Annotated in this window: 18 protein-coding genes; 10 read left to right on the forward strand and 8 right to left on the reverse strand. The window is 69.9% G+C overall.

Going from position 1 to position 20,389, the window contains the following annotated elements; all coding sequences use genetic code 11:
- Positions 1-16: 16 nt before the first annotated feature.
- A complete protein-coding gene (locus BM43_RS29645; RefSeq protein ID WP_013697285.1) occupies positions 17-451 on the reverse strand; it encodes a VOC family protein in 435 nt (144 codons plus the stop codon).
- A 161-nt stretch (positions 452-612) separates the two neighbouring features.
- Between BM43_RS29645 and BM43_RS29650 the strand changes: the two genes are divergently transcribed.
- Both BM43_RS29650 and BM43_RS29655 read left to right on the forward strand, forming a co-directional pair.
- A complete protein-coding gene (locus BM43_RS29650) occupies positions 613-1,536 on the forward strand; it encodes a LysR family transcriptional regulator (protein ID WP_036052106.1) in 924 nt (307 codons plus the stop codon).
- A gap of 248 nt (positions 1,537-1,784) precedes the next feature.
- The gene (locus BM43_RS29655) at positions 1,785-2,111 is read left to right on the forward strand and encodes a DUF4148 domain-containing protein (RefSeq protein WP_013697287.1); all 327 of its coding nucleotides are present in this window, start codon (positions 1,785-1,787) and stop codon (positions 2,109-2,111) included.
- Between the two features lie 554 nt (positions 2,112-2,665).
- Here the strand turns inward: BM43_RS29655 and BM43_RS29660 are convergent.
- Positions 2,666-3,973 carry an MFS transporter gene (locus tag BM43_RS29660; protein WP_013697288.1) on the reverse strand — a complete coding sequence of 436 codons (1,308 nt, stop codon included), beginning with the start codon at positions 3,971-3,973 and terminating at the stop codon, positions 2,666-2,668.
- A 454-nt stretch (positions 3,974-4,427) separates the two neighbouring features.
- On the opposite strand from BM43_RS29660, the gene BM43_RS29665 reads away from it, so the two are divergent.
- Complete coding sequence (locus BM43_RS29665; protein ID WP_013697289.1) at positions 4,428-4,871, forward strand: MarR family winged helix-turn-helix transcriptional regulator; 444 nt, start codon at positions 4,428-4,430, stop codon at positions 4,869-4,871.
- Between the two features lie 175 nt (positions 4,872-5,046).
- Here BM43_RS29665 and BM43_RS29670 read toward each other — a convergent pair whose 3' ends face one another.
- The 5 genes from BM43_RS29670 to BM43_RS29690 all read right to left on the reverse strand — a co-directional run bounded on the left by BM43_RS29670 (position 5,047) and on the right by BM43_RS29690 (position 11,010).
- Positions 5,047-7,413 carry a xanthine dehydrogenase family protein molybdopterin-binding subunit gene (locus BM43_RS29670; protein ID WP_042284431.1) on the reverse strand — a complete coding sequence of 789 codons (2,367 nt, stop codon included), beginning with the start codon at positions 7,411-7,413 and terminating at the stop codon, positions 5,047-5,049.
- A 254-nt stretch (positions 7,414-7,667) separates the two neighbouring features.
- Complete coding sequence (locus tag BM43_RS29675; protein ID WP_036053624.1) at positions 7,668-8,318, reverse strand: isochorismatase family protein; 651 nt, start codon at positions 8,316-8,318, stop codon at positions 7,668-7,670.
- 21 nt (positions 8,319-8,339) lie between these two features.
- Positions 8,340-9,380 carry a 2,5-dihydroxypyridine 5,6-dioxygenase NicX family protein gene (locus tag BM43_RS29680; protein ID WP_036034194.1) on the reverse strand — a complete coding sequence of 347 codons (1,041 nt, stop codon included), beginning with the start codon at positions 9,378-9,380 and terminating at the stop codon, positions 8,340-8,342.
- 17 nt (positions 9,381-9,397) lie between these two features.
- Entirely contained in the window at positions 9,398-10,243 is an 846-nt protein-coding gene (locus BM43_RS29685; RefSeq protein ID WP_036052100.1) for an alpha/beta fold hydrolase, read from the reverse strand.
- A 14-nt stretch (positions 10,244-10,257) separates the two neighbouring features.
- Positions 10,258-11,010, reverse strand: a complete 753-nt coding sequence (locus BM43_RS29690; RefSeq protein WP_013697294.1) for a maleate cis-trans isomerase family protein — start codon at positions 11,008-11,010, stop codon at positions 10,258-10,260.
- Positions 11,011-11,341: 331 nt separating this feature from the next.
- Between BM43_RS29690 and BM43_RS29695 the strand changes: the two genes are divergently transcribed.
- The 5 genes from BM43_RS29695 to BM43_RS29715 all read left to right on the forward strand — a co-directional run bounded on the left by BM43_RS29695 (position 11,342) and on the right by BM43_RS29715 (position 16,322).
- Positions 11,342-12,493 (forward strand): FAD-dependent monooxygenase, encoded by a 1,152-nt coding sequence (locus BM43_RS29695; RefSeq protein WP_013697295.1) that lies wholly within the window; start codon positions 11,342-11,344, stop codon positions 12,491-12,493.
- A gap of 190 nt (positions 12,494-12,683) precedes the next feature.
- Positions 12,684-13,187 carry a (2Fe-2S)-binding protein gene (locus BM43_RS29700; protein ID WP_036052099.1) on the forward strand — a complete coding sequence of 168 codons (504 nt, stop codon included), beginning with the start codon at positions 12,684-12,686 and terminating at the stop codon, positions 13,185-13,187.
- Positions 13,177-15,693, forward strand: a complete 2,517-nt coding sequence (locus tag BM43_RS29705; protein WP_036052098.1) for a cytochrome c — start codon at positions 13,177-13,179, stop codon at positions 15,691-15,693. The genes BM43_RS29700 and BM43_RS29705 overlap by 11 nt, the downstream gene beginning before the upstream one ends.
- Positions 15,690-15,905 carry an XdhC family protein gene (locus BM43_RS29710; protein ID WP_036052097.1) on the forward strand — a complete coding sequence of 72 codons (216 nt, stop codon included), beginning with the start codon at positions 15,690-15,692 and terminating at the stop codon, positions 15,903-15,905. Before BM43_RS29705 ends, BM43_RS29710 begins: the two co-directional genes overlap by 4 nt.
- Positions 15,906-16,049: 144 nt before the next feature.
- Complete coding sequence (locus BM43_RS29715) at positions 16,050-16,322, forward strand: hypothetical protein (RefSeq protein WP_017921582.1); 273 nt, start codon at positions 16,050-16,052, stop codon at positions 16,320-16,322.
- Positions 16,323-16,344: 22 nt separating this feature from the next.
- Here the strand turns inward: BM43_RS29715 and BM43_RS29720 are convergent, their stop codons facing one another.
- On the reverse strand, positions 16,345-17,253 hold the full coding sequence (locus BM43_RS29720) for a LysR family transcriptional regulator (protein ID WP_036052095.1): 909 nt from the start codon (positions 17,251-17,253) through the stop codon (positions 16,345-16,347).
- Positions 17,254-17,428: 175 nt separating this feature from the next.
- On the opposite strand from BM43_RS29720, the gene BM43_RS29725 reads away from it, so the two are divergent.
- Positions 17,429-18,538 carry an agmatine deiminase family protein gene (locus BM43_RS29725; RefSeq protein ID WP_036053622.1) on the forward strand — a complete coding sequence of 370 codons (1,110 nt, stop codon included), beginning with the start codon at positions 17,429-17,431 and terminating at the stop codon, positions 18,536-18,538.
- Between the two features lie 208 nt (positions 18,539-18,746).
- On the forward strand, positions 18,747-20,060 hold the full coding sequence (locus BM43_RS29730) for an Nramp family divalent metal transporter (protein ID WP_013697300.1): 1,314 nt from the start codon (positions 18,747-18,749) through the stop codon (positions 20,058-20,060).
- The last annotated feature ends 329 nt before the right edge of the window (positions 20,061-20,389 follow it).

Consider the following 20,389-nt stretch of genomic DNA (forward strand, 5'->3'; position numbering starts at 1 on the left):
GGGCGGCGGGGCGTGCTTACTTCGCGAACAGCGAATCGATGTTCGCGAAGGCCTTGAATTCGAGCGCATTGCCCGACGGATCGAGGAAGAACATGGTGGCCTGCTCGCCCACCTCGCCCTTGAAGCGCACGTGCGGCTCGATGATGAACTTCATGTCGGCGGCCTGCAGCTTCGCTGCCGCCTCCTCCCATTGCGACATCGACAGCACCACGCCGAAGTGGCGCACCGGCACGGCGTCGCCGTCGACGGCGCTGGTATGGCGATGGCCGCATTCCTCGGGCGCCAGGTGCGCGACGATCTGGTGGCCGTAGAAATTGAAGTCGACCCACTCGGGCGCGCTGCGGCCCTCGGGGCAGCCGAGCAGCTCGCCGTAGAACTCGCGCGCGCTGGCGATGCTGTGGACCGGGAAGGCCAGGTGGAAGGGCGGCTGGGTAAGGCTCGTGGTGCTCATGTCGAAATCCATTGCGGGGTGGTTCGAATGCGGGGGAGCGTGCCGGCCGGCGCCAGGGCGGAGCTGGTCACGCAGGATGAGAGCCAGTCTATGCATGACAAAATTCGCTGAAAAACGATATATTTTGTGACTTGGCACAAATAATTTCGATCAATCGAACCATGATCCGCGAGCTGAAGACCTTTCTGTCGGTGGTGCGCTACGGCACCTTCGCGCGCGCCGGCGCCCAGGTGGGCCTGACCCAGTCGGCGGTCAGCGCGCAGATCCAGCGGCTGGAGGACGAGCTCGGCTTCACGCTGTTCGATCGCACCGGCCGCTCGGCCACGCTGAACGCGGCGGGGCGGCGCACCGTCGAGCGCGCCGAGGAACTGCTGGCCGTCTATGCGCGCCTGGCCAACGAGGGCGCGGCGGAGCCCGACACGGGGCTGCTGCGGATCGGCGCGATCGCCTCGGCGCAGACCTCCCTGCTGGTACAGGCCATCGCGCTGTTCCGCGAACGCGCGCCGGGCTGGCGCGTGCGCGTGATGCCGGGCGTGTCGCTGAACCTGCTCGCGCAGGTCGATTCGGGCGAGGTGGATGGCGCGGTGCTGATCAAGCCGCCGTTCGCGCTGCCGGCCGAACTGCAGTGGCGCGCGCTGGTGCGGGAGCCCTTCACGCTGCTGGTGCCGCGCGCGCAGCGCAATGGCGACTGGCGCGCGCTGCTCAAGAGCGAACCCTTCATCCGCTACGACCGGAATTCCTTCGGGGGCCGAATCGTCGAGCGCTGGTTGCGCAAGATGCGCCTGAACGTGCAGGACGTGGTCGAGCTCGACGAGCTGCAGGCCATCGTCGAGCTGGTGGCGCGCGGCGTCGGCGTCGCCCTGGTGCCGCAGGCGGCGGCGCTGCGGATTCCGCGCACGGCGGTGGCGCTGCCGCTCGACGGCGATCCGCCGAGCCGCGAGATCGGCTACGTCGAGCGCACGGCGGGCGAACGGCCGGCGGCGGCGGCGACCTTCGCGGCCTGCGTGGCCGCCGCCGCCGAGGCCGCCGAGGCCGCGCAGGCCGGGAAGGCCGGGAAGGCCGGGAAGGCGGCCGAGGTTCGTTGAAAGCCTTGAAAGTAAACCGCCGCCGGCGGTGCTTGCCGATGCATCAGTAGGGATATCCGGGCCGCCCCGGGCTTGCCGGGCAGCGCCGCGAGCCCCGCCCGGCAAGGCTTGGCGGGTATTTGTTCTTCATACGGAAACACTGTTGTCGCAATTTAAGTGTTAACCCTAGGTTTCGATGCGTCCTACACTTCAGTCCATCGGTTGAGCAACACAGCGACCGAATGCACAACACCTTGGAGGTATCGATCATGAAGAACCTGATTCAAGCCGTCGCCATCGCAGCCGCCCTCGTGGTTCCCGCCGCTGCATTCGCCCAAACCCAATCGAATGGCGCCGTGACGCGTGCCCAGGTGCGCGCCGAACTGGTGCAGCTCGAGCAGACCGGCTGGCGTCCGGCCGCGGGCTCCGATCCGCGTTATCCCGATGACATCCTGGCAGCCGAGAAGAAGGTGGCCGCGCTGAACGGCGCCGACACCAGCGGCTACGGCGGCGTCAGCAACAAGGTGCAGGCCGGCAGCCCGATCGGCCGCGGCGTCTCGAAGTCCGACTGGGACGCGATGTACAGCCATCCCTGAGCATGGCATCGTGATCGCGGGCGGCGAGCTTGCCGATTCAGTCAGTGATGCGAAATGATCGCATTCGATCGGAGCCGCCCGCGATGCAGGCAGTGAGTGGTAGTAGCTGGTGAGTGGTAGTGGTTGAGGTCGCAGTCGTTGTTGTCTTGCAGTAGTGGGTGGTTGAAGTTGCAGCAGGTAGCACGCAAGTCTGTAGCAGGAAGTACGCAGTGAGTACCGTTGAAGCAGGCTGTAGCAGTTGTGTTGGAAGCAATGCAGTGAGTGGCAGTCGAACGGGCGGCGCCTTGCGTCGCCCGTTTTCCGTTTCGGGCCTGGCCGAAGCTGGTTGCCAACAGCGAGCCGGATATCAATCGCCGATTTATTGGCTCGCCGCTGATCGCCGGGCTCTCTATTTCGCCTGGGTTTTCGTTGCCGGCATGCCATGTCGGGCACCTCGAAAAAACTCCGGTGGGGCCGGCAACGGCGCCGCGCGATATCGTTTGCACGCGCCATGAAAAACGCCGCGCACGGCGAGCTGCCGGCGCGGCGCGAGGATGCGCACAGGCGCGCGCGTTTCAGCGGTTCACGAGCTGCTTCGGGTAAGCCAGCGCGAGCGCGCAGCCCACCAGCATGCAGACCGCGAAGCCATACAGGCCGGCGCTTTGGGTATGGAAGGTGTCGCGCAGCCAGCCGATGAAGTAGGTGCTGCCGAAGCCGCCCAGGTTGGCCAGCGAGCAGGCGAAGGCGATCCCGCCCGCGGCGGCGGCGCCCTTCAGGAACATCGAGGGCAGCGACCAGACCACCGGCATCGCCGCGGCCGCGCCGGCATTGACCAGAGAGAACAGGATCAGCGTGCCCAGCGTGCCGTGCGGCGCGGCCGCCGCGATCACCAGCGAGACGGCTGCCACCGCGAAGGGCACCACGATATGCCAGCGACGCTCGCGCGTGCGGTCCGAGCTGGCGCCGCAGTAGAGCGTGGCGAGCACGGCCGCCGCGTTCGGGATCACCATCAGCCAGCCGATCTGGTAGGCGTCCTTGACGCCGGTGTCGCGCAGGATGGTGGGCAGCCAGAAACTCACCGCGTAGAGCCCGAGCAGCACGCACAGGTCGATCATGCCGAGCGCCCAGACCTTCGGGTCGGTGAAGGCGCGCAGCAGCGCATGGCTCTTGTGGCCGCCCGCGTCGCTGTCGAGATTGGCGCGCAAGGTTTTCTTCTCGTCCTCGGCCAGCCAGGCGGCGGTCTCGATCGAGTTCGGCAGCCAGCGCAGCACCGCGAAGCCGAGCACGATCGAGGGCAGCGCTTCCAGCAGGAACAGCCACTGCCAGCCGCCCAGGCCATGCGCGCCGTCGAAGGCGCGCATGATCCAGCCCGAGATCGGGCTGCCCACCATGCTCGACAGCGGCAGGCCGACCATGAACAGCGCGACGATGCGGGCGCGGCGCGCGTCCGGGTACCACTGCGTCAGGTACAGCAGCACGCCGGGCAGGAAGCCGGCTTCGGCCGCGCCGAGCAGGAAGCGCAGCACGTAGAACTGGGTCGGCGTCTTCACCAGCAGGGTGGCGCCCGACAGGATGCCCCAGGTGATCATGATCCGCGCGATCCAGAGCTTGGCGCCCACGCGCTGCAGCACCAGGTTGCTCGGCACCTCGAACAGGATGTAGCCGGCGAAGAACAGCCCCGCGCCGAGCCCGTAGATCGAGTCGCTGAACTTCAGCGCGTCGAGCATCTGCAGCTTGGCCAGGCCGATGTTGATGCGGTCCAGGTAGGCCGCGAAATAGCAGAGACAGAAGATCGTGACGAGACGGATCGTGACCTTGCGGTACAGCGCCGCGTGTTGCGCCGGGGCGGCCGGCACGGCCGCGTTCGGATGAGTCGTTGACATGGGACTGCCCCTGTTCGGATAGGACGGTTGGGTTGGTGCCGGTCGCTACGGTCACTTGCGCGATGACGCCCGGGAGTCTGTATATCACGCCATTTAATGAGCGTACACACTACAAAAACCGGCCTGGAACGAGAGCCGGGAAACGATCCTCCGCAATCTCTTTATAGGCGCTGGATGCCTTGTTTTGCTAGGTGTTTTCATCAATGCCGGATCGGTGCACGGGCCTCGATCCGGCGCGATCGGCTTGCACCCGGATAGTGCGAGTACGCCATAAATTGAAGCGTGTACATGATGATTCGATGCCCGTGGACTGCATGCATCTTCCGTGCCTGTTCGCGCCGTGGCGCGTGACAACCGATGCAGGCGCGACGACGGGCGAATCCCGTGAGGAATACGAAACTCGAGGGTGTACACTTCCTCACTTTCGACCCCGGGCCGCCAGGCCTCGCCGTTCATGCCGTCCTCCCGCGATTCCTACGATTTTCACGACCAGATCGGCCATCTGCTGCGACGCGCCTACCAGCGCCACGTCGCGATCTTCCAGGAGGCGATCCCGGATTCCGACCTGACGGCCGCGCAGTTCGTCACGCTCTGCACGGTCAAGGAAACCAGGGGCTGTTCGCTGAACGACATCGTCAAGGTCACGGCGATCGACCAGGCCACCATCCGCGGCGTGGTCGAGCGGCTCAAGGTGCGCTCGCTGGTGGAGGTGCTGCCCGATCCGAGCGACGGGCGCAAGCTGCTGGTGCGCGCCACCGCCACCGGGCTGGCGCTGATCGATCGCACCGTGCCCTTCGCCAAGCAGGTGACCGAGCGCACCTATGGGGCGCTGAACGTCGGCGAGCGCGTCGCGCTGCAGTACCTGCTCAACAAGATGCTGGAGAGCGACGGCGAATGAGCGTCGGCGCGGCGCTGTTCGGGCGCGGCGTGCCGGGACGCGCGGCCGGCATGAGTGCGATGCGAGCTTCGGCATGTTTCGCGGCGCTTGCCTGCGTTCGCCGGCCTCGGGCGGCATCAATCGACGCCAACCACGCCAGGCAGCACCGACCGGTGCCTGATGGCGCGTGGCGCGCTCAGGCACGCTCCGGCGCCGACGCTTCCAGCAGGCGGCCGGCTGCGCGCAATCCTTCCCTCACCGTCTCCGCGTTGAAAGGCGGTGCGTACAGGCGCACGCCGGTCGCGTCGAAGATCGCATTGGCGAGCGCGGCCGGCCCCGGCACCGAGGCCGATTCGCCCGCGCCGAGCGGCGGCTCGCCCTGGCGCGGCATCAGCACCACGTCCACGGCGGGCAGCTCGGGGAAGGTCAGGATCGGGTAGCTGGCCCATTCGCGCGCGGCCACCTTGCCGTCCACGAAGCGCACGCGCTCCTTCAGCGAGCGGCTCAGCACCTGGATCACGTTGCCGTGGATCTGGTGGCGCACGCCGTCGGGGTTGATCATGGTGCCGGTGTCCTGGCCGACCGTCACGCGCTCCACCCGTATCTCGCCCGTCACGCGATCCACCAGCAGCTCGACGATCCAGGCCGACCAGGCCGCGCCGAAGCCGGGGAAGCGGCTGTGCACGTAGCGCGCGTAGGCGATGCCGCGTCCGCGCGCGAGCCGCGCCTCGTCGGGCCTCGCCTGCGGCCGCGACACCCAGCCGGCGCGCTGCGCCACCGCCTGCAGCAGCTCGGCCGCGCGTGTGTCGGCCAGGTGGCGCAGCCGGAATTCCAGCGGGTCGACGCCGGCCAGCGCCGCGCATTCGTCGGCGAAGGCGTCGTGGGCGAAGGAATTCGGTAGCGCGGACACGCTGCGAAACCACGAGGAGCGCACCAGCGGCGCGAGGTCGTCGCAGACGAAGCGCCGGTTCGGGCTCTCGTAGGGCGATACCGCCGTGCGATCGCCCATCTCGAACACGCGCGGCTCGGCGGGGATCGTGCCGGTCAGCAGCGAGGCCAGCAGCGGCGCGTCGTTGGACGGGTAGCGGGTGGCGAAGTCGTAACCGAGCAGGCGGCCCTCGCGGCTCACGGTGCCGGTGACCGAGACCACCTGGCCGGTGCCCTTGGGCTCCCACAGATGTTCGTCGGCGCGCGTGAGCTGCACGCGCACCGGGCGGCCGACCGCGCGCGAGAGCAGCAGCGCATCGCCGCAGACGTCGTCGGCGCCGTTTCGGCCGTAGCAGCCGGCCGCTTCCATGCGCACGATGTCGAGATCGGCCTCGTCGCGGCCGACCAGGGTGGCGAGGTCGTAGCGCAGCGTGACGGGGTTCTGCGTGCCGGACCACACGGTGATGCGGCCTGCTCCCGCGGTGCGGTAGTCGGCCAGCGCGCAGGACGGGCCGATCGAGCCGTGCAGCTGGTAGGGCCAGACGTAGGTGCGCGAGAGGGTGATCGCGCCGGGCGTGTCGCGCGCCGCCTCGACATCGCCTTGCTCCAGCAGCGGGCGGCGCGTGGCCGGCGCGGCCTCGATCGCCGCGCGCGGATCGTCGAGCGAGGGCAGCGGCGGCAGCGGATGCCAGCGCACGCGCAGCTCGCGCGCCGCGCGCATCGCCTGTTCCTCGCGCTCGGCCACCACGCCGACGAAATCGCCCAGCGTCACCACCGCGACGATGCCGGGCAGATGGGCGATCGACTCGCGCTCGACGCCGGCCAGCAGGCGGCCGACGAAGGGGCCGCTGTCCAGGCCACTGTAGGGCGGGCGGATCACGCGGCCATGCAGCATGCCGGGCACGCGCATGTCGTGCACGAAGGTGAGCTGGCCGGTGGCCTTGGCGGGCAGGTCGACGCGCGGCGACGAGCGGCCGATCACGCGGTAGCGCGATGGGTCCTTGACGGGCGTGTCGAGCTCGAGCTCCAGCGCGAGGCGCAGGCCGCTGACCAGTTCCGCGAAGCTCAGGCGCCGGCTTGCGTCGATCGGGCTGCCGCGCTGATCCTTGCCATCGCCATCGCCATCGCCATCGCCATCGCCATCGCCATCGCCATCGCCATCGCCATCGCCATCGCCATCGCCATCGACGATCGAAACGACACCGCCGTCGCTCGCGAGCCGTTCGAGCTGCACGCCCAGTCGCGCGGCGGCCAGTTCGAGCAGCTTGCGGCGCGCCTGGGCGGCCGCCGCGCGCAAGGGCTTGGCGGAGATCTGGATGGTCGCGCTGGCGATCGTCGGGCCCTGGTTCGGTGTCGCGGCCGTGTCGCCTAGCAGCATCTCGACCTGGGGCGGCAGCAGGTCGAGTTCCTCGGCGACGATCTGGCCCAGCGAGGTGCGGATGCCGGTGCCGAGGTCGACGTGGCCGTTGAAGGCGAGCACGCGGCCGTCGTCGAGGATCGCGACGAATACCTCGGGCACCTCGGGCGTGTACGAGGACAGGCTGCCGGGCTGGCCCGGGGCGGGCTTGACGGGGGCCGCGGGGCGCCGGATCACGCTCAGGCAGCCGTCGCGGGCAAGCAGTTCGGAGCGGTTCACGGGCATCGGTTCCGCGAGGAGGGAGGAAGGCCGGACGACGGGGCGCGAGGCGCGCCGGCATCCGGCAATCTAGTTGGCCAAAACGCGCCGGTCAATCTTGCGGGCGAGTCGGGCCGATGAAGCGGGCTGATGAATTGAGCCGATGAATCGAGCCGGTCAATTCAGCCCCGCCAGCCTTCAGCCGCTTGCCCTCGCCGCTCCGGCGCGCCAGGCGAGCCGGAGCGGCCAGGGCGAATGCGGCTTCGACCTCGACCTCAGCGCGCCGCCTGCACCGCCTCGATCGCGGCGATCGCCTCGTCGAGCGGCATCACGGCCGCGTACTTCTGCGCCATGTCGAACAGGTTGGCCTCGTGCGGGGCGATCGCGCGGTCGCCCACGCAGTCGGACAGCACGAAGGGCCGGAAGCCGAACGACATCGCGTCCACCACGCTGGCGCGCACGCAGCCGCTGGTCACCGCGCCGGCCACCAGCAGGGTGCGCACCGCGCGCTGGGTGAGCCAGGGCGCGAGCTGGGTGCCGAAGAAGGCCGAGGGCACCTGCTTGCGCACCACCAGCTCGCCGGCCGCGGGCGCGAGCTCGGGGACGATCTGGCTGTTCGGGTGATCCTCGGTGAGGGTGGCCATGCCGGGTACCTTCAGCGAGAACACGTTGTCGTCGCTGCCGTCCTCGGCATAGACGATGCGGCTGTGCGCGACCGGCCAGCCGCGTTCGCGCGCGATCGCCAGCGCCTGGCGCGTGCGCGCGATCGCGGCGGGGATGTTGCCGCCGCCGAAGGTGGCGGGATCGGCGAAGCCGACCACCAGGTCGATGATCAGCAGGCCGATGTTGCCGGCCGGCGGCAGCGGCGTGCCGAAACCCTGCTGGCGGTAGACGCCGGCTTCGGCGTGGCGGGACAGTGTATCGATGGTGCTCATGCGCGGGCCTCGTCAGGCGGGTTGGTCGAGCACGCGCCCGTCGCGCACCACGACGTCGTCGTCGAGTTGCACGGTGCAGTGGCGCAGGGGAATGTCGATATGGCAGGTGGTGGTGCGATCGCCGCCGCCCTCGTTGTTCGGGCCGAGCGAGAACAGGAAATTGCCCTCGAAGGCGCGCGCGTCCATGCCGATGGTGGCCTCGCGATCGTAGAGGCCCAGCGTGGACCAGCGCGCGCGCGGCTGCAGCCCCCAGCCGATATGCGAGATCGCATAACCTTCCGGATCCTGGAAGGTTTCCATGTAGTCGCGCAGCAGCGCGGCATCCACGCCGCCCTCGATGCGGGTGGCATAACCGCCTTCCACCGTCAGCACGATCGGCTCGGACACATAGTGCTTCTGCGGCAGCAGGATGTCGCCGCGGTCGATCACGATGGTGCCGTGCGCGCCACGGTCGTTCGGGAAGGTCAGCGCGAAGCCGCTCGGCCAGTGGTCCCAGCGGCCCGGCTCGTCGACGTAGCCGTATTCGGCGGTCGGCCCGAAATCGCCGAGCGGGCAGACCAGCGCGGTGCCGGCCGGCGAGCTGACGCGCATCTCGCGCGCGGCCGAGATCTTCGCGGCGGCGGCCAGCACGCGCGTGCGGTCGCCCTCGGTGGGCACCAGGCGCGCCAGTACCTCGGGCGGCTCGACGGCCAGCAGGATCTTGGTGCCGGACTTCAGGATGTCGTGCTGCTCCGGGGAGAACAGCAGGGTCATCAGGTCGAGCACCAGGTCGCTGGCCTTCAGGGCCGCGATCGCGGCGCGGTTGCCGGTCAGCGGCGTGGTGCCGAGATAGGCCAGCGAATCGCGGCTGAAGGCCTTCTCGCCGTTCACGGGCGGCAGGTCCAGGCGGTTCACGATCGCCCCCATCTGCTGGGTGGCGATCAGCGCGCAGGACAGCGTCTGCGGATGGGTCGAGGAACTGGTCAGGATCGTCACGGTCTGCCCCGCCTCGAGGCGCGACAGCGTCAGCACGCGCTTCCACGCGTCGATCAATTGGAAATCGCTAATCGGCATGTTCGGCTCCGTTCGAATCAGGCAGCGGCCGTGGCGGGCACCAGCGGCGCGCCGAGGAAATCGCCGAAGGCCGCGTAGAAGCCGGCCGCGTTGTCCCAGGGAATCATGTGGCCGGCGGCCGGCACGCGCACATGGCGCATCGCCGGGGTGGCGCGCTGCAGCTCGGCCACGTCCTCGTCGCGCACCACGTCGCCGCGCTCGGCGGTGATCAGCAGCGAGCTCACGCGCAGCCGCGCCGCGTCGGCATGAAAATCGTCCTGGTGGAAACCTTCGTAGGAGGCCAGCACGGCGCGCTCGTCGCAGGTGTGCAGCCATTCGGCGCGCAAGCGCAGTTCCTCGTCGGTCCAGCTCGGGCAGAAGGCGCGCATGCCCTCGGCGTCGGTGCCGGCACGCGCCAGCGCCATCGAATCGACGTACCAGGGCAGCTTGCCCGGGTATTCGCGGCGGCCCGGCCCCGAGACGGGCGGATCGACCAGCACCACCGATTCGAGGCCCGCCTCGATCCGCAGCGCGGCGCGCGCGGCGATGCGCGCGCCCATCGAATGGCCGACCAGCGCGTAACGTTTGAGTTTCAGCGCCGCGGCCAACGCGGCCACGTCGGCGGCCTGCGCGTCGAGGCTGTAGTCGAGCGTGTCCGAGGCGGAGGACAGGCCGCGGCCGCGCACGTCGATCACATAGGTGTCGAAGCGCGCGCCGAACACCTCGCCGACGAAACCCCAGGTGATGGCCGGGCTGGTGATGCCGGGAATCAGGATCACGGCGGGCCGCGCGGCGCGCTCGCCGCTCGCGCCGCCGTAGCGCAGGTAGTGCTGGCGGATGCCGTTGGCGTGGACGTTGGCGCCGTACAGGAAGGTGGAGCTCATGATGGCGGCCTCGCTCAGTAAGCGCCCGACAGCAGCGCGCCGGCGCCCGGCACGATCGGCTCGAGATCGAGTTCGCGCAGGATCGAGTAGGTGGTGGCGATCGCGGCAGTGATCACCGGCTTGCCCGTCATCGCCTCGACCTTGGCCACCGCCGGCAGCGAGGGCATCTGCACGCAGGCCGACAGCACGATCGCGTCGGCGTCCTGGTAGGGCAGGCTCTTGACGATCTCGGGCAGGCGCGCCGGATCGTGGCGGCCGACGTCGAGGTTGTCGGGGATCTCGAGCGCGCGCCAGGCGATCACTTCATAACCCTCGTGGCCGATGTAGTCGACCACCAGCTCGGTGAGCGGCTTCATGTAGGGCGCGACCACCACGATCTTCTTCGCGCCGATCACCTTCAGCGCGTCGACCAGCGCGCCCGCGCTGGTCAGCACCGGCGCCTTGGCGCCGTTCTCGGCGGTGTGGCGCGTCAGGCGTTCCTGCGAAACGCGGTGGTAGCCGCGGCCCATCGCCATGATCGCCACCAGGCAGGCGTAGCCGAGCACGTCGACGCGCGCGTCCGACAGCTCGAGCGCGCAGCGATCGGATTCGGCATCCATCGCGGCCAGTTCCTCCTTGACCACCTTCTTCATGCGCATGCGGCTCGAATGGAAGGTGAAGCGCTCCGGGCGGATCGCCTCGCGCAGCCGCAGCATCGCGGGGATCTCGGTTTCCATGGTGGTGTTCGAGCTCGGCACGATCTGGCCGATGCGGAAGGTGCGGGTCATCAGGGGCTCCTGGGCTGCGAATGGATGGCGGCGGATTGGCGCCGGGCGGCGTCGCATCGATGCTGGCATCGGCGCCGGGCGATCGCCGGATCTGAGGCAAAGTCTAGCGTGTACATTTGAATATCACAACGTCTCAAAAATGCCGGAGGCTTAAGGGTAATCCCTTTGATTTGCCAAGAATTCGATCGATATTGGTGCGGGCAGCGTGCCCGGATACGGTGCGAAAATTTTTGCTTGTGCGAATATTTTTCAGTGTGTACGCTAGATTTCAACGTAACCAGCCGCCGTGGCCGACCGTCCCCGCCGCCGGCGCTCAGATGAGGAGATTCCGATGAAGCAACCCCGTATCGCGATCGTGGGCGCCGGCCTCGGCGGCACCGCCGCCGCCGCGCTGCTGCAGCGCAGCGGCTACGACGTGCGGCTCTACGAGCAGGCGCCGTCGTTCTCGCGGCTCGGCGCCGGCATCCACCTCGGCCCGAACGTGATGAAGATCATGCGCAGGATCGGCTGCGAGGACGCGCTGAACGCGATGGGTTCGCATCCGGATTTCTGGTACAGCCGCGACGGCATCACGGCCGAGGTCATGTCGCAGATCCCGCTCGGCGATTTCGCGCTGAAGACCTACGGCGCGAGCTACCTGACCGTGCATCGCGGCGATTTCCACGCGCTGATGACCCAGGCCGTGGCGCCGGGCACCATCGCCTTCGGCCGCAAGCTCACGGCGATCGAGGACACCGGCAGCGAGGTGCGCCTCAGCTTCGACGACGGCACGGTGGAGACGGCCGATATCGCGATCGGCGCGGACGGCGTGAATTCGCGGCTGCGCGAGCACCTGCTCGGCGCCGAGCCGCCGCGCTACACCGGTTACGTGGCGCATCGCGCGGTGTTCCCGGCCTCGCTGCTCGACAACAAGCCCTACGACATGTGCGTGAAGTGGTGGTCGGGCGACCGCCACATGATGGTCTACTACGTCACCGAGAAGCGCGACGAGTATTACTACGTGACGGGCGTGCCGCAGGCCGAGTGGCCGGCCGGCGTGTCGATGGTCGACAGCAGCCGCGAGGAGATGCGCGAGGCCTTCGACGGTTTCCATCCCGACATCCAGCACCTGATCGACGTCTCGCCCTCGATCACCAAGTGGCCGCTGCTCGAACGCGATCCGCTGCCGCTCTGGAGCCGCGGCCGGCTGGTGCTGCTCGGCGATGCCTGCCATCCGATGAAGCCTCACATGGCGCAGGGCGCGGCGATGGCGATCGAGGACGCGGCGATGCTCGCGCGCTGCCTCGACGAGGTCGGCATCGCCGACTACGCGAACGCCTTCGCGCTCTACGAGGCGAACCGCGCGGCGCGCGCCTCGAAGGTGCAGCTGGTCTCGCACAACAACACCTGGCTGCGCACCAACGAGGACCCGGCCTGGGTGTTCGCCTATGATGTGTTCGGCGTGCCGCTGGAGGCGCCGAGCCGCGAGCCGGTGGCCGGCTGAGGCGGTAGCGGCAAGGGGCGCTGGCCGGGCGCCCCGCGCATCGAGGGGCGGCGAGGCCTGACGGAAGTTCGAGGCCGCCCCGGCCGGAATTTCGGCGAGGTATAACGGAATCGCGCGGCCTGCGCCGCGCGGAGTTGCCTGCCGGCTCGCGCGTCTGCCACGCGCGTCGGCCTATTGAATCGAGTCTGTCATGTCGCATTCCGGCCATCCGGCGGGGCCGCTCACGCTCCGCGTCAACGGCGAGGTGCGCCGCGTCCCCGACGCCGCGCCCGACACGCCCCTGCTGCTGATCCTGCGTAACGATTTCGCCCTGAACGGCCCGAAGTACGGCTGCGGGCTCGGCCAATGCGGCGCCTGCACGGTGCTGGTCGACGGCCAGGCGACGCGTTCCTGCGTGGTGCCGGCCGGCGCCGCGAGCGGGCGCGAGGTCACCACGCTCGAAGGGCTCGGCACGCCCGAGGCGCTGCATCCGATCCAGCGTGCCTTCATCGAGGAGCAGGCCGCGCAATGCGGCTACTGCCTGAACGGCATGATCATGAGCGCCAAGGCCCTGCTCGACCGCGAGCCGGCGCCCGACGACGACGCGATCCGCGAGGCGCTGCGTTTCAATCTGTGCCGCTGCGGCACCCATCTCGAGATCGTGCGCGCCGTGCAGCGCGCGGCACGTTACCTGCAAGCCGACCATGAAGCCTGATCGCGCGGTGAACGAAGCCGCCTCGACCGCGCTGGCCGAGGCGCGCGAGGCGCCGGCGGCAAGCCTGGCTGCGGCGCCGGGCGAGCGAGATGCCGCCGAGGTCGCCTCGCGGCGCCATGCCGAATACGGCTGGCCGACCGGCACGCCGGGCGTGAGCGCGATGCTCGATGTCGAGGCGGGGATCTCGGAGCAGGGCCGGCTCGCGAGCTGGCGCTACCGGGCGCGCCTGTCGACGGCGAGCGGCGAGGCGCGCTCGCGGCCGGCGCCGGTATCGGGCGAGGCGCCTGCTCATGGCGATTCTGGCGCATATGGCGGGTATGGCGAGCGCGCCTTGCCCTTCGTCTATCGGCACGCCGAGGCGCGCATCGAGGTGGAGGATCCCGCGTTCGCGATTCCGGCGCATGCGCACGTGTTCGCGCGCGAATCGGGTCTCGACGAATGCGCGGCCGAGTTGCGCGCCGATCCCGTCGAACTGCGCCTGCGCCATCTCGATCCGGTCGCCGACGCGGGCGCGCAGGCGGTGATCCGGATGGTGAGCGAGCGGGCCCGATGGCAGGCGCCGGCGGTGGCCGTGCCGGCCTCGTCCTGGTTGCGCGGACGCGGTTTCGCTTTCGACGGGCGGCGCGTCGAGGCGGATCGGGCCGAGCAGGGCGCGCCGGGCACCGCGTCGCTCGACGCGCGTTCGGACTGGAGCGCCTGGGTGGTCGACATCGAGGTCGATCCGGCCAGCGGCGATATCGCGCTGCGTCGCGTGGTGGCCGGGCAGGGCGCCGGCGAGCCCGGCCCCGACGGCTTGCCGCGCGGCTCGGGCGTGGCGGCCGCGCAGGTGGAGGCCACGGTGGCGCGCCTGCTCGGCGTGCAGCATGCCGCGCGTCATGCCTTCGACGAGAGCGCCGGTGAAGGTGGCGCAGGCGGCGACGCGCTCGCCTACGAACTCACGCGCGCCGGCCAGGCCACGGGCGAGCCGGCGGCCGCGCCGGACCTCGCTTCGCTGGACCCGGCCGAACGCGCGCGGCTAGAACGGGCCGCCGCGCCCGCGGCGGCGGCGATCGCGAACGCGCTTTACGACGCCACCGGCGTGCGCTTTCGCGCGCCGCCCTTCGACGCGCGCACGGTGCGCGAGGCGCTGGCCACGCACCAGGCGCGCGCCGCGATGGCGGCGCGGCAACCCACGGCTGCGCAGCGCTGGCGGCGCTGGCTGAAGGGCGGCGGCATCGGCGGCGTGGTGGGCGGGCTGATCGGCCTGGCCGGCGCGATGCTGCCGGGCCCCGCGCCGATCGCGCCGATCCCGGCCGGCTCGGCGGGCGGCGCCCAGGTGTGGAGCGCCGAGACGCTGGAGCGCGGCCGCCTGGTGGCGATCGCCGGCGACTGCGCGGTCTGCCACACGGCGCCGGGCGGCAAGCCCAACGCGGGCGGCTTCCCGCTCGAAACGCCGTTCGGCACGATCTACTCGACCAATCTCACGCCCGATGCCGAGACCGGCATCGGCAACTGGTCCTACCCGGCCTTCGCGCGCGCCATGCGCGAGGGCATCTCGCGCGACGGCCATCATCTCTACCCGGCTTTTCCGTACACGGCTTTCGCCAAGCTCAGCGAGCCCGACATGCTCGCGCTGTATGCCTACCTGATGTCCCAGCCGGCGGTGAAGGCGGTGCTGCCGCCCACGCGCCTGCCGTTCCCGATGAACCAGCGGCGCCTGGTGGCCGGCTGGAACTGGCTCTATCACGACGACACGCCCTATGTGCCCGATCCGGCGCGCTCGGCGCAGTGGAACCGCGGCAAGTACCTGGTCGATGGCGCCGGCCATTGCAGCGCCTGCCATTCGCCGCGCAACGCGCTGGGTGCCGAGAAGGGCGGTTTCGCCTACCTGAGCGGCGGCCAGGCCGAGGGCTGGGACGCGCCGGCGCTGGTCGCCGCCTCGCACGCGGCGCCGGTGCCCTGGACCGAGGACGCGCTGTTCCGCTACCTGCGCACCGGCTTCTCGCCCGAGCACGGCGTGGCGGCCGGGCCGATGGCGCCGGTGGTGGCGGGGCTGGCCGAGCTGCCCGAGGGCGACGTGCGCGCGATCGCGCATTACCTCGCCTCCTTGTCGCCCTCGGTCGACGCGCAGGCGGCGTCGGCCGCCGCCGCGTCGCGCGCCGGCGGCGCGGAGCTGGTCTCGACGCTCGGCATGGAGAACGGGCGGCGCGCCTTCGATGCGGCCTGCGCGGTCTGCCACGCGGAATCGGGCGGCGTCGGCCACTTCGGCGTGCGCCCGCTGATGGGGCTCAATACCAGCGTGAGCCACGCCAATCCCGACAACCTGCTGCGTGTGCTGCAGAACGGCATCGCTCAGCCGGCCACGGCCGCGCTCGGCTACATGCCGGCCTTCCGCGACGAATTCGACGATCGCCAGATGGCCGAGCTCGCCGCCTACATCCGCAAGCGATACGCGCCGGACCAGCCGGCCTGGCGCGATCTGGAAGCGGCCTCGGCGCGGATCCGCGCGCAGGGAGCGGGGCATTGAACGCGCTCGAGGCTTTCCTCGCGCGCCGGCATGCGCCGATCGGGCTGTACCTGGGCGGCGGCACGCCGCCCGAGATCGCCGTGTCGATTGTCGCCGACCTGACCGCGCGCCGGCATCGCGTGCCGGTGGCCGGCTTGCGCGACGTCGAGGCGGGCAAGGCCGCCCGCGCCGCGCCGGATGGTTCGGGTGCGCCGCGGCCTTCGGGCTCTTAAGCGCGCCTTAATCCAGGGCCCCTAGCATGCCGATAGCGGTGACCGGTCGAAGCTGTCGAGCGGCGCCGCCAGCGCGCCCCGACGCGCCGGCATGCCGGCCCTGGCGCGCGCCCATCGACCAGCCCCTTGCCGCGACGGTGCGCCATGATCAAGCACTTCAACTACACGCTCGGCGACGAGACGATTTCCCTGTGTGCCAGCTTCGGCGCCGGCCCGGCCCTGCGCCGCGTGCTGGTGAGCCGAGCCGATTCGATGGAGACCCTGGTGGTGCTCGATGCGCGCGGTTTCTCCGGCATGCTGAAGCTGGTGACCGAGGCGCCCGAGGGCTTGCTGGACGACGCGATCCGCAAGGTCGAGGATGAGCAACTGGTCGAGCGCGCGATTCGTGGTCGCGCGATCGTCGAGGCGCAGCTCTGAGTTCGGCGGCGCGCGGCTTGGCTCAGGCGGCGGGATTGGTCCCGTCGCTCGCCGGGTCGCCCTGCGCCAGCAGCCAGTCGAGCAGTTGCCCGACGATCGGCGATCGCGAAGGCCCGGCCACGCGTGACAACCACCAGGTCGTGCCGGGCAGGCGCGGGTAATCCTCCAGCACCCGCAGCGCGCCGCGCGCGATCTCGTCCTGCGCCGCCAGTCGCGATACGCAGGCCAGGCCGCGCCCGCGTCGCACGGCATCCAGCACCAGGCGCTGATCGTCGTAGATCGCCCTGATCCGGTAGGCCGACAACGGCCCGCGCAACAGCGCGGCGGTGCTCTCGTCGGTCAGGTTCTCCTCCAGGCAGATCAATCCCGCGTGCCGATGATGCTCGGCGCGCGGCACCCCGCTCAATTGCCGGGCCAGTCCGCTCGCGCAAACCGTCACCCATTCGTCGCGCAGCAACGGCGTCTCCAGCAGGCCCGGCTGCTGCATGGGGCGCGCGCCGATCGTCAGGTCGACGTCGATCTCGTCGACGTAGCGCGCGCTCTCGTCGGTCGAGAGCAGCGGGCACAGCTCGGGCAGCGCCTGCTGCAACTGCTCGAGACGCGGTTGCAGCCAGCCGTGCAGCAGCGGCGCGGGACACACCAGCACCACCAGCCCCGGATCGAGATAGCTGGCGATCCGGCCGAGCCCGCTGCGCAGCGTGTCCATCGAGCGTCGTACGCTTCGCTGCAGCACCTCGCCGGCCACCGTCAGCTCCACGCCGCGGCCCACGCGGCGGAACAGCGGCTGCCCGAGCTGTTCCTCAAGCTGCTGGATCTGGTGGCTGATCGCCGATTGCGACAGGTGCAGCTCGTCGGCAGCGCGCGAGAAGTTGCCCAGGCGCGCGGCCGCCTCGAAGCCCATCAGTAATTTCAGGGAAGGAACGCGCTGCATGGAGATATGAGGAAAGTTGATTGATTGGGGCAATAAACATCATTTTTCATCAAGTCTGGCTGCCAGCACAATCTCGCATCGGCCAAACGTGAAGGCGCGGCATGAAAGGGACGGAATCCGGACCCTGCTGCGCGCCGGCGCGACAGGCTCCATCGATCTGATTGAGGAATTCGAGATGACGACACGACGCCATTTCCTGAAACGCGGTGTGCTGGCCTCCAGCGGCGCGCTGGTCACGGGCGCGCTGGGTGGCGCCTTCAGCCTGCCGGCGCAAGCCCGCGACGAAGCCTGGCGGATGCCCGACGAGGGCGACCGGCATGCCGCCACCTGGATGGCCTTCGGCCCCAGCGAGGCGATCTGGGGCGCCCGGCTGCTGCCGGTGGTCAGGCAGAACCTGGCGGGCATCGCGCGGGCGATCGCCGCGCACGAGCCGGTGAAGATGCTGGTGCGCGAGCAGGAGCAGGAGACCGCCGCGCGTCTGTGCGGCGCCTCGGTCGAGCTGGTGCCCTGCGAGATCGACGATCTCTGGATGCGCGATACCGGCCCGGTGTTCGTCAAGGGCGCGGCCGGGCAGCTCGGCGCGGTCGGCTTCAACTTCAACGGCTGGGGCAACAAGCAGGAGCACGAGGCGGATGCCGAAGTGGCGGGCCTGGTTGCCGATCGCGCCGGCGCGGCGCGCGTGGCGACGCGCCTGGTGCTGGAGGGTGGCGGCATCGAGGTGGACGGCGAGGGCACGGCCATCATCACCGAGAGCTGCGTGCTCAACGCCAACCGCAATCCGGGCCTGGACAAGGCGCGGTGCGAGGCGGAGCTGTCGCGGCTGCTCGGGCTCAGGAAGATCATCTGGCTGCCCGGCATCGCCGGCCGGGACATCACCGACGGTCATACCGATTTCTATGCGCGTTTCGCCAGCCCCGGCGTGGTGGTGGCCGGGCTCGACCCGGATCCGTCCTCCTACGATCACGCGGTGACCCAGCGCCACCTGGCGATCCTGCGCAAGGCCAGCGACGCGAAGGGCCGCCCGCTGAAGGTGGTGACGCTGCCGGGGCCGGGCAGCGTGCGCGCCCGGTATGAGAACGACCAGTTCGCGGCGGGCTACATCAACTTCTATGTCTGCAATCGCGCCGTGATCGCCCCCGAGTTCGGCGATGCGAAGGCGGACCGCAACACGCGCGACGTGCTGACGGACCTGTTCCCGGGGCGCGAGGTGATCCAGCTCGATATCGACGGGGTGGCGGCCGGCGGCGGGGGCATTCACTGCACCACGCAGCAGCAGCCGGCTTGAGCGAAGGCGGGTTGCTGGCTGGGCCGGCGCGGCCGGCTCGTCGCGTCGGTGGCTCGAGGGCTTGGCCCAGGCTCGCCCCTGGCGGCACCAGGAGGGGACGAGAATAGGGCGGCGTCGTTCGCGGCGCACGATCCCGGCCGGATCTTTCCGGCCTCAGTACAATGCACGGGTTCCACCGTGCCGCTCCCTTTTTTCTCGCCCGCCCCCGATGCCGCTGCCGACCATTCCGACCGCCCCGTTCTGTCCCGCCGAAGTGAAGGGCAGCATCACCATCGATGCCCGCGCGCCGTGGTCCCAGAAGCTGCGCCGCTTCGCCGGCCCCGGCCTGCTGGTGGCGATCGGCTACATGGACCCGGGCAACTGGGCGACCGACATCCAGGCCGGCTCCGAATTCGGCTATTCGCTGCTGTGGGTGGTGGCCTTCTCGAGCCTGGCGGCGATCTTCCTGCAGATGCTGGCCGCGCGGCTCGGCCTGGTGACCGGGCGCGACCTCGCGCAGGCCAGCTACGAGCGCTACGGCCCGTTCGGCAAGTGGCTGCAATGGGTCACCGCCGAGATCTCGATCATTGCCTGCGACATCGCCGAGGTGCTGGGCTGCGCGCTGGCCTTCAAGCTGCTGCTGGGCGTGCCGCTGGCCTGGGGCATCGTGCTGACCGCGCTCGACACGGTGATCGTGCTGGGCCTGCAGGGCAAGGGCTTCCGGCAGATCGAGGCGATCGTGCTGGGCCTGATCGGCACCATGGCGTTCTGCTTCGTGGCGCAGGTGGCGATGGTGCCGCCCGACTGGCACGCGGTGGCCGCGGGCCTGGTGCCGGGCAACCCGGGCCATGACAGCAAGGACGCGATCGTGCTGGCGCTGGGCATCGTCGGCGCGACCATCATGCCGCACAACCTCTACCTGCATTCCTCGGTGGTCCAGACCCGCCGCGTCACCGGCGGCGAGCGCGGCCAGGTCCGCGACACGCTGGCGATGGTGCGCGTCGATACCTGGGTGTCGCTGCTGGTGGCGATGTGCGTGAACGCGGCGATCCTGATCCTGGCCGGCTCGGCCTTCCACGCGGCGGGGCATACCGGCGTGGCCGACATCGAGCAGGCCTACCAGCTGATCACGCCCCTGGTGGGCGGCGGCGCGGCGATCCTGTTCGGCATCGCGCTGCTGGCCTCCGGGCAAAGTTCGACGCTGACCGGCACGATCGCCGGGCAGGTGATCATGGACGGTTTCCTGCAAGTGAAGATTCCCTGCTACCAGCGTCGCCTGATCACGCGCGGGCTGGCCCTGGTGCCGGCGCTGATCGGCGTGCTGGTGCTCGGCGACGGCTCGGTCGGCAAGCTGCTGGTGTGGAGCCAGGTGCTGCTGAGCCTGCAACTGCCGTTCGCGATGTGGCCGCTGATCCGCTCGGTCAGCGACCGCCGGCTGATGCAGGACAACGCGATCGGCCTGCCCGCGCGCCTGTTCGCCTGGCTGCTGTTCGCCGTGATCACCGGCACCAACCTGCTGCTGGTGACGGGCGTGGTGGGCTGAGCGGCCGGCGCCGGGCGGGTTTTGCTTCCTTTGGCGAGGTAAAGCCCGACGATGCCGTCGATTTGTTTCCCATGTATTGATTGAGGCTCGGCTGGCCGGGCGCCCCTTGCCGTGCTCCGCTTGTGAATTGATACGTTATATCGTAACATCGCCTCTCGCCGGCACATCACGGTCGAGTTCGTAGCGAGACGCCATTTGCCCGGCGGTCTTTGTCGCCGCACGTGCCGCATCCAATGCGCCCGCCGGCAGCCATGCCCAAGGCAGCGCGTCCATTCCCGGACCGATTCCGTGCGGACCACCTCAATCCTTGCAGAGACATGTCGGCATGA

The sequence above is a fragment of the Burkholderia gladioli genome (assembly GCF_000959725.1).
Taxonomy (GTDB): domain Bacteria; phylum Pseudomonadota; class Gammaproteobacteria; order Burkholderiales; family Burkholderiaceae; genus Burkholderia; species Burkholderia gladioli.

What these genes read in the sequence shown, in the direction of transcription:
- BM43_RS29730 (WP_013697300.1), top strand. Translation starts at nt 18,747, where the DNA reads ATGCCGCTGCCGACCATTCCGACCGCCCCGTTCTGTCCCGCCGAAGTG.
- BM43_RS29655 (WP_013697287.1), top strand. Translation starts at nt 1,785, where the DNA reads ATGAAGAACCTGATTCAAGCCGTCGCCATCGCAGCCGCCCTCGTGGTT.
- BM43_RS29700 (WP_036052099.1), top strand. Translation starts at nt 12,684, where the DNA reads ATGTCGCATTCCGGCCATCCGGCGGGGCCGCTCACGCTCCGCGTCAAC.
- BM43_RS29695 (WP_013697295.1), top strand. Translation starts at nt 11,342, where the DNA reads ATGAAGCAACCCCGTATCGCGATCGTGGGCGCCGGCCTCGGCGGCACC.
- BM43_RS29715 (WP_017921582.1), top strand. Translation starts at nt 16,050, where the DNA reads ATGATCAAGCACTTCAACTACACGCTCGGCGACGAGACGATTTCCCTG.
- BM43_RS29690 (WP_013697294.1), bottom strand. Translation starts at nt 11,010, where the DNA reads ATGACCCGCACCTTCCGCATCGGCCAGATCGTGCCGAGCTCGAACACC.
- BM43_RS29660 (WP_013697288.1), bottom strand. Translation starts at nt 3,973, where the DNA reads ATGTCAACGACTCATCCGAACGCGGCCGTGCCGGCCGCCCCGGCGCAA.
- BM43_RS29680 (WP_036034194.1), bottom strand. Translation starts at nt 9,380, where the DNA reads ATGCCGATTAGCGATTTCCAATTGATCGACGCGTGGAAGCGCGTGCTG.
- BM43_RS29720 (WP_036052095.1), bottom strand. Translation starts at nt 17,253, where the DNA reads ATGCAGCGCGTTCCTTCCCTGAAATTACTGATGGGCTTCGAGGCGGCC.
- BM43_RS29665 (WP_013697289.1), top strand. Translation starts at nt 4,428, where the DNA reads ATGCCGTCCTCCCGCGATTCCTACGATTTTCACGACCAGATCGGCCAT.
- BM43_RS29685 (WP_036052100.1), bottom strand. Translation starts at nt 10,243, where the DNA reads ATGAGCTCCACCTTCCTGTACGGCGCCAACGTCCACGCCAACGGCATC.
- BM43_RS29725 (WP_036053622.1), top strand. Translation starts at nt 17,429, where the DNA reads ATGACGACACGACGCCATTTCCTGAAACGCGGTGTGCTGGCCTCCAGC.
- BM43_RS29650 (WP_036052106.1), top strand. Translation starts at nt 613, where the DNA reads ATGATCCGCGAGCTGAAGACCTTTCTGTCGGTGGTGCGCTACGGCACC.
- BM43_RS29705 (WP_036052098.1), top strand. Translation starts at nt 13,177, where the DNA reads ATGAAGCCTGATCGCGCGGTGAACGAAGCCGCCTCGACCGCGCTGGCC.
- BM43_RS29645 (WP_013697285.1), bottom strand. Translation starts at nt 451, where the DNA reads ATGAGCACCACGAGCCTTACCCAGCCGCCCTTCCACCTGGCCTTCCCG.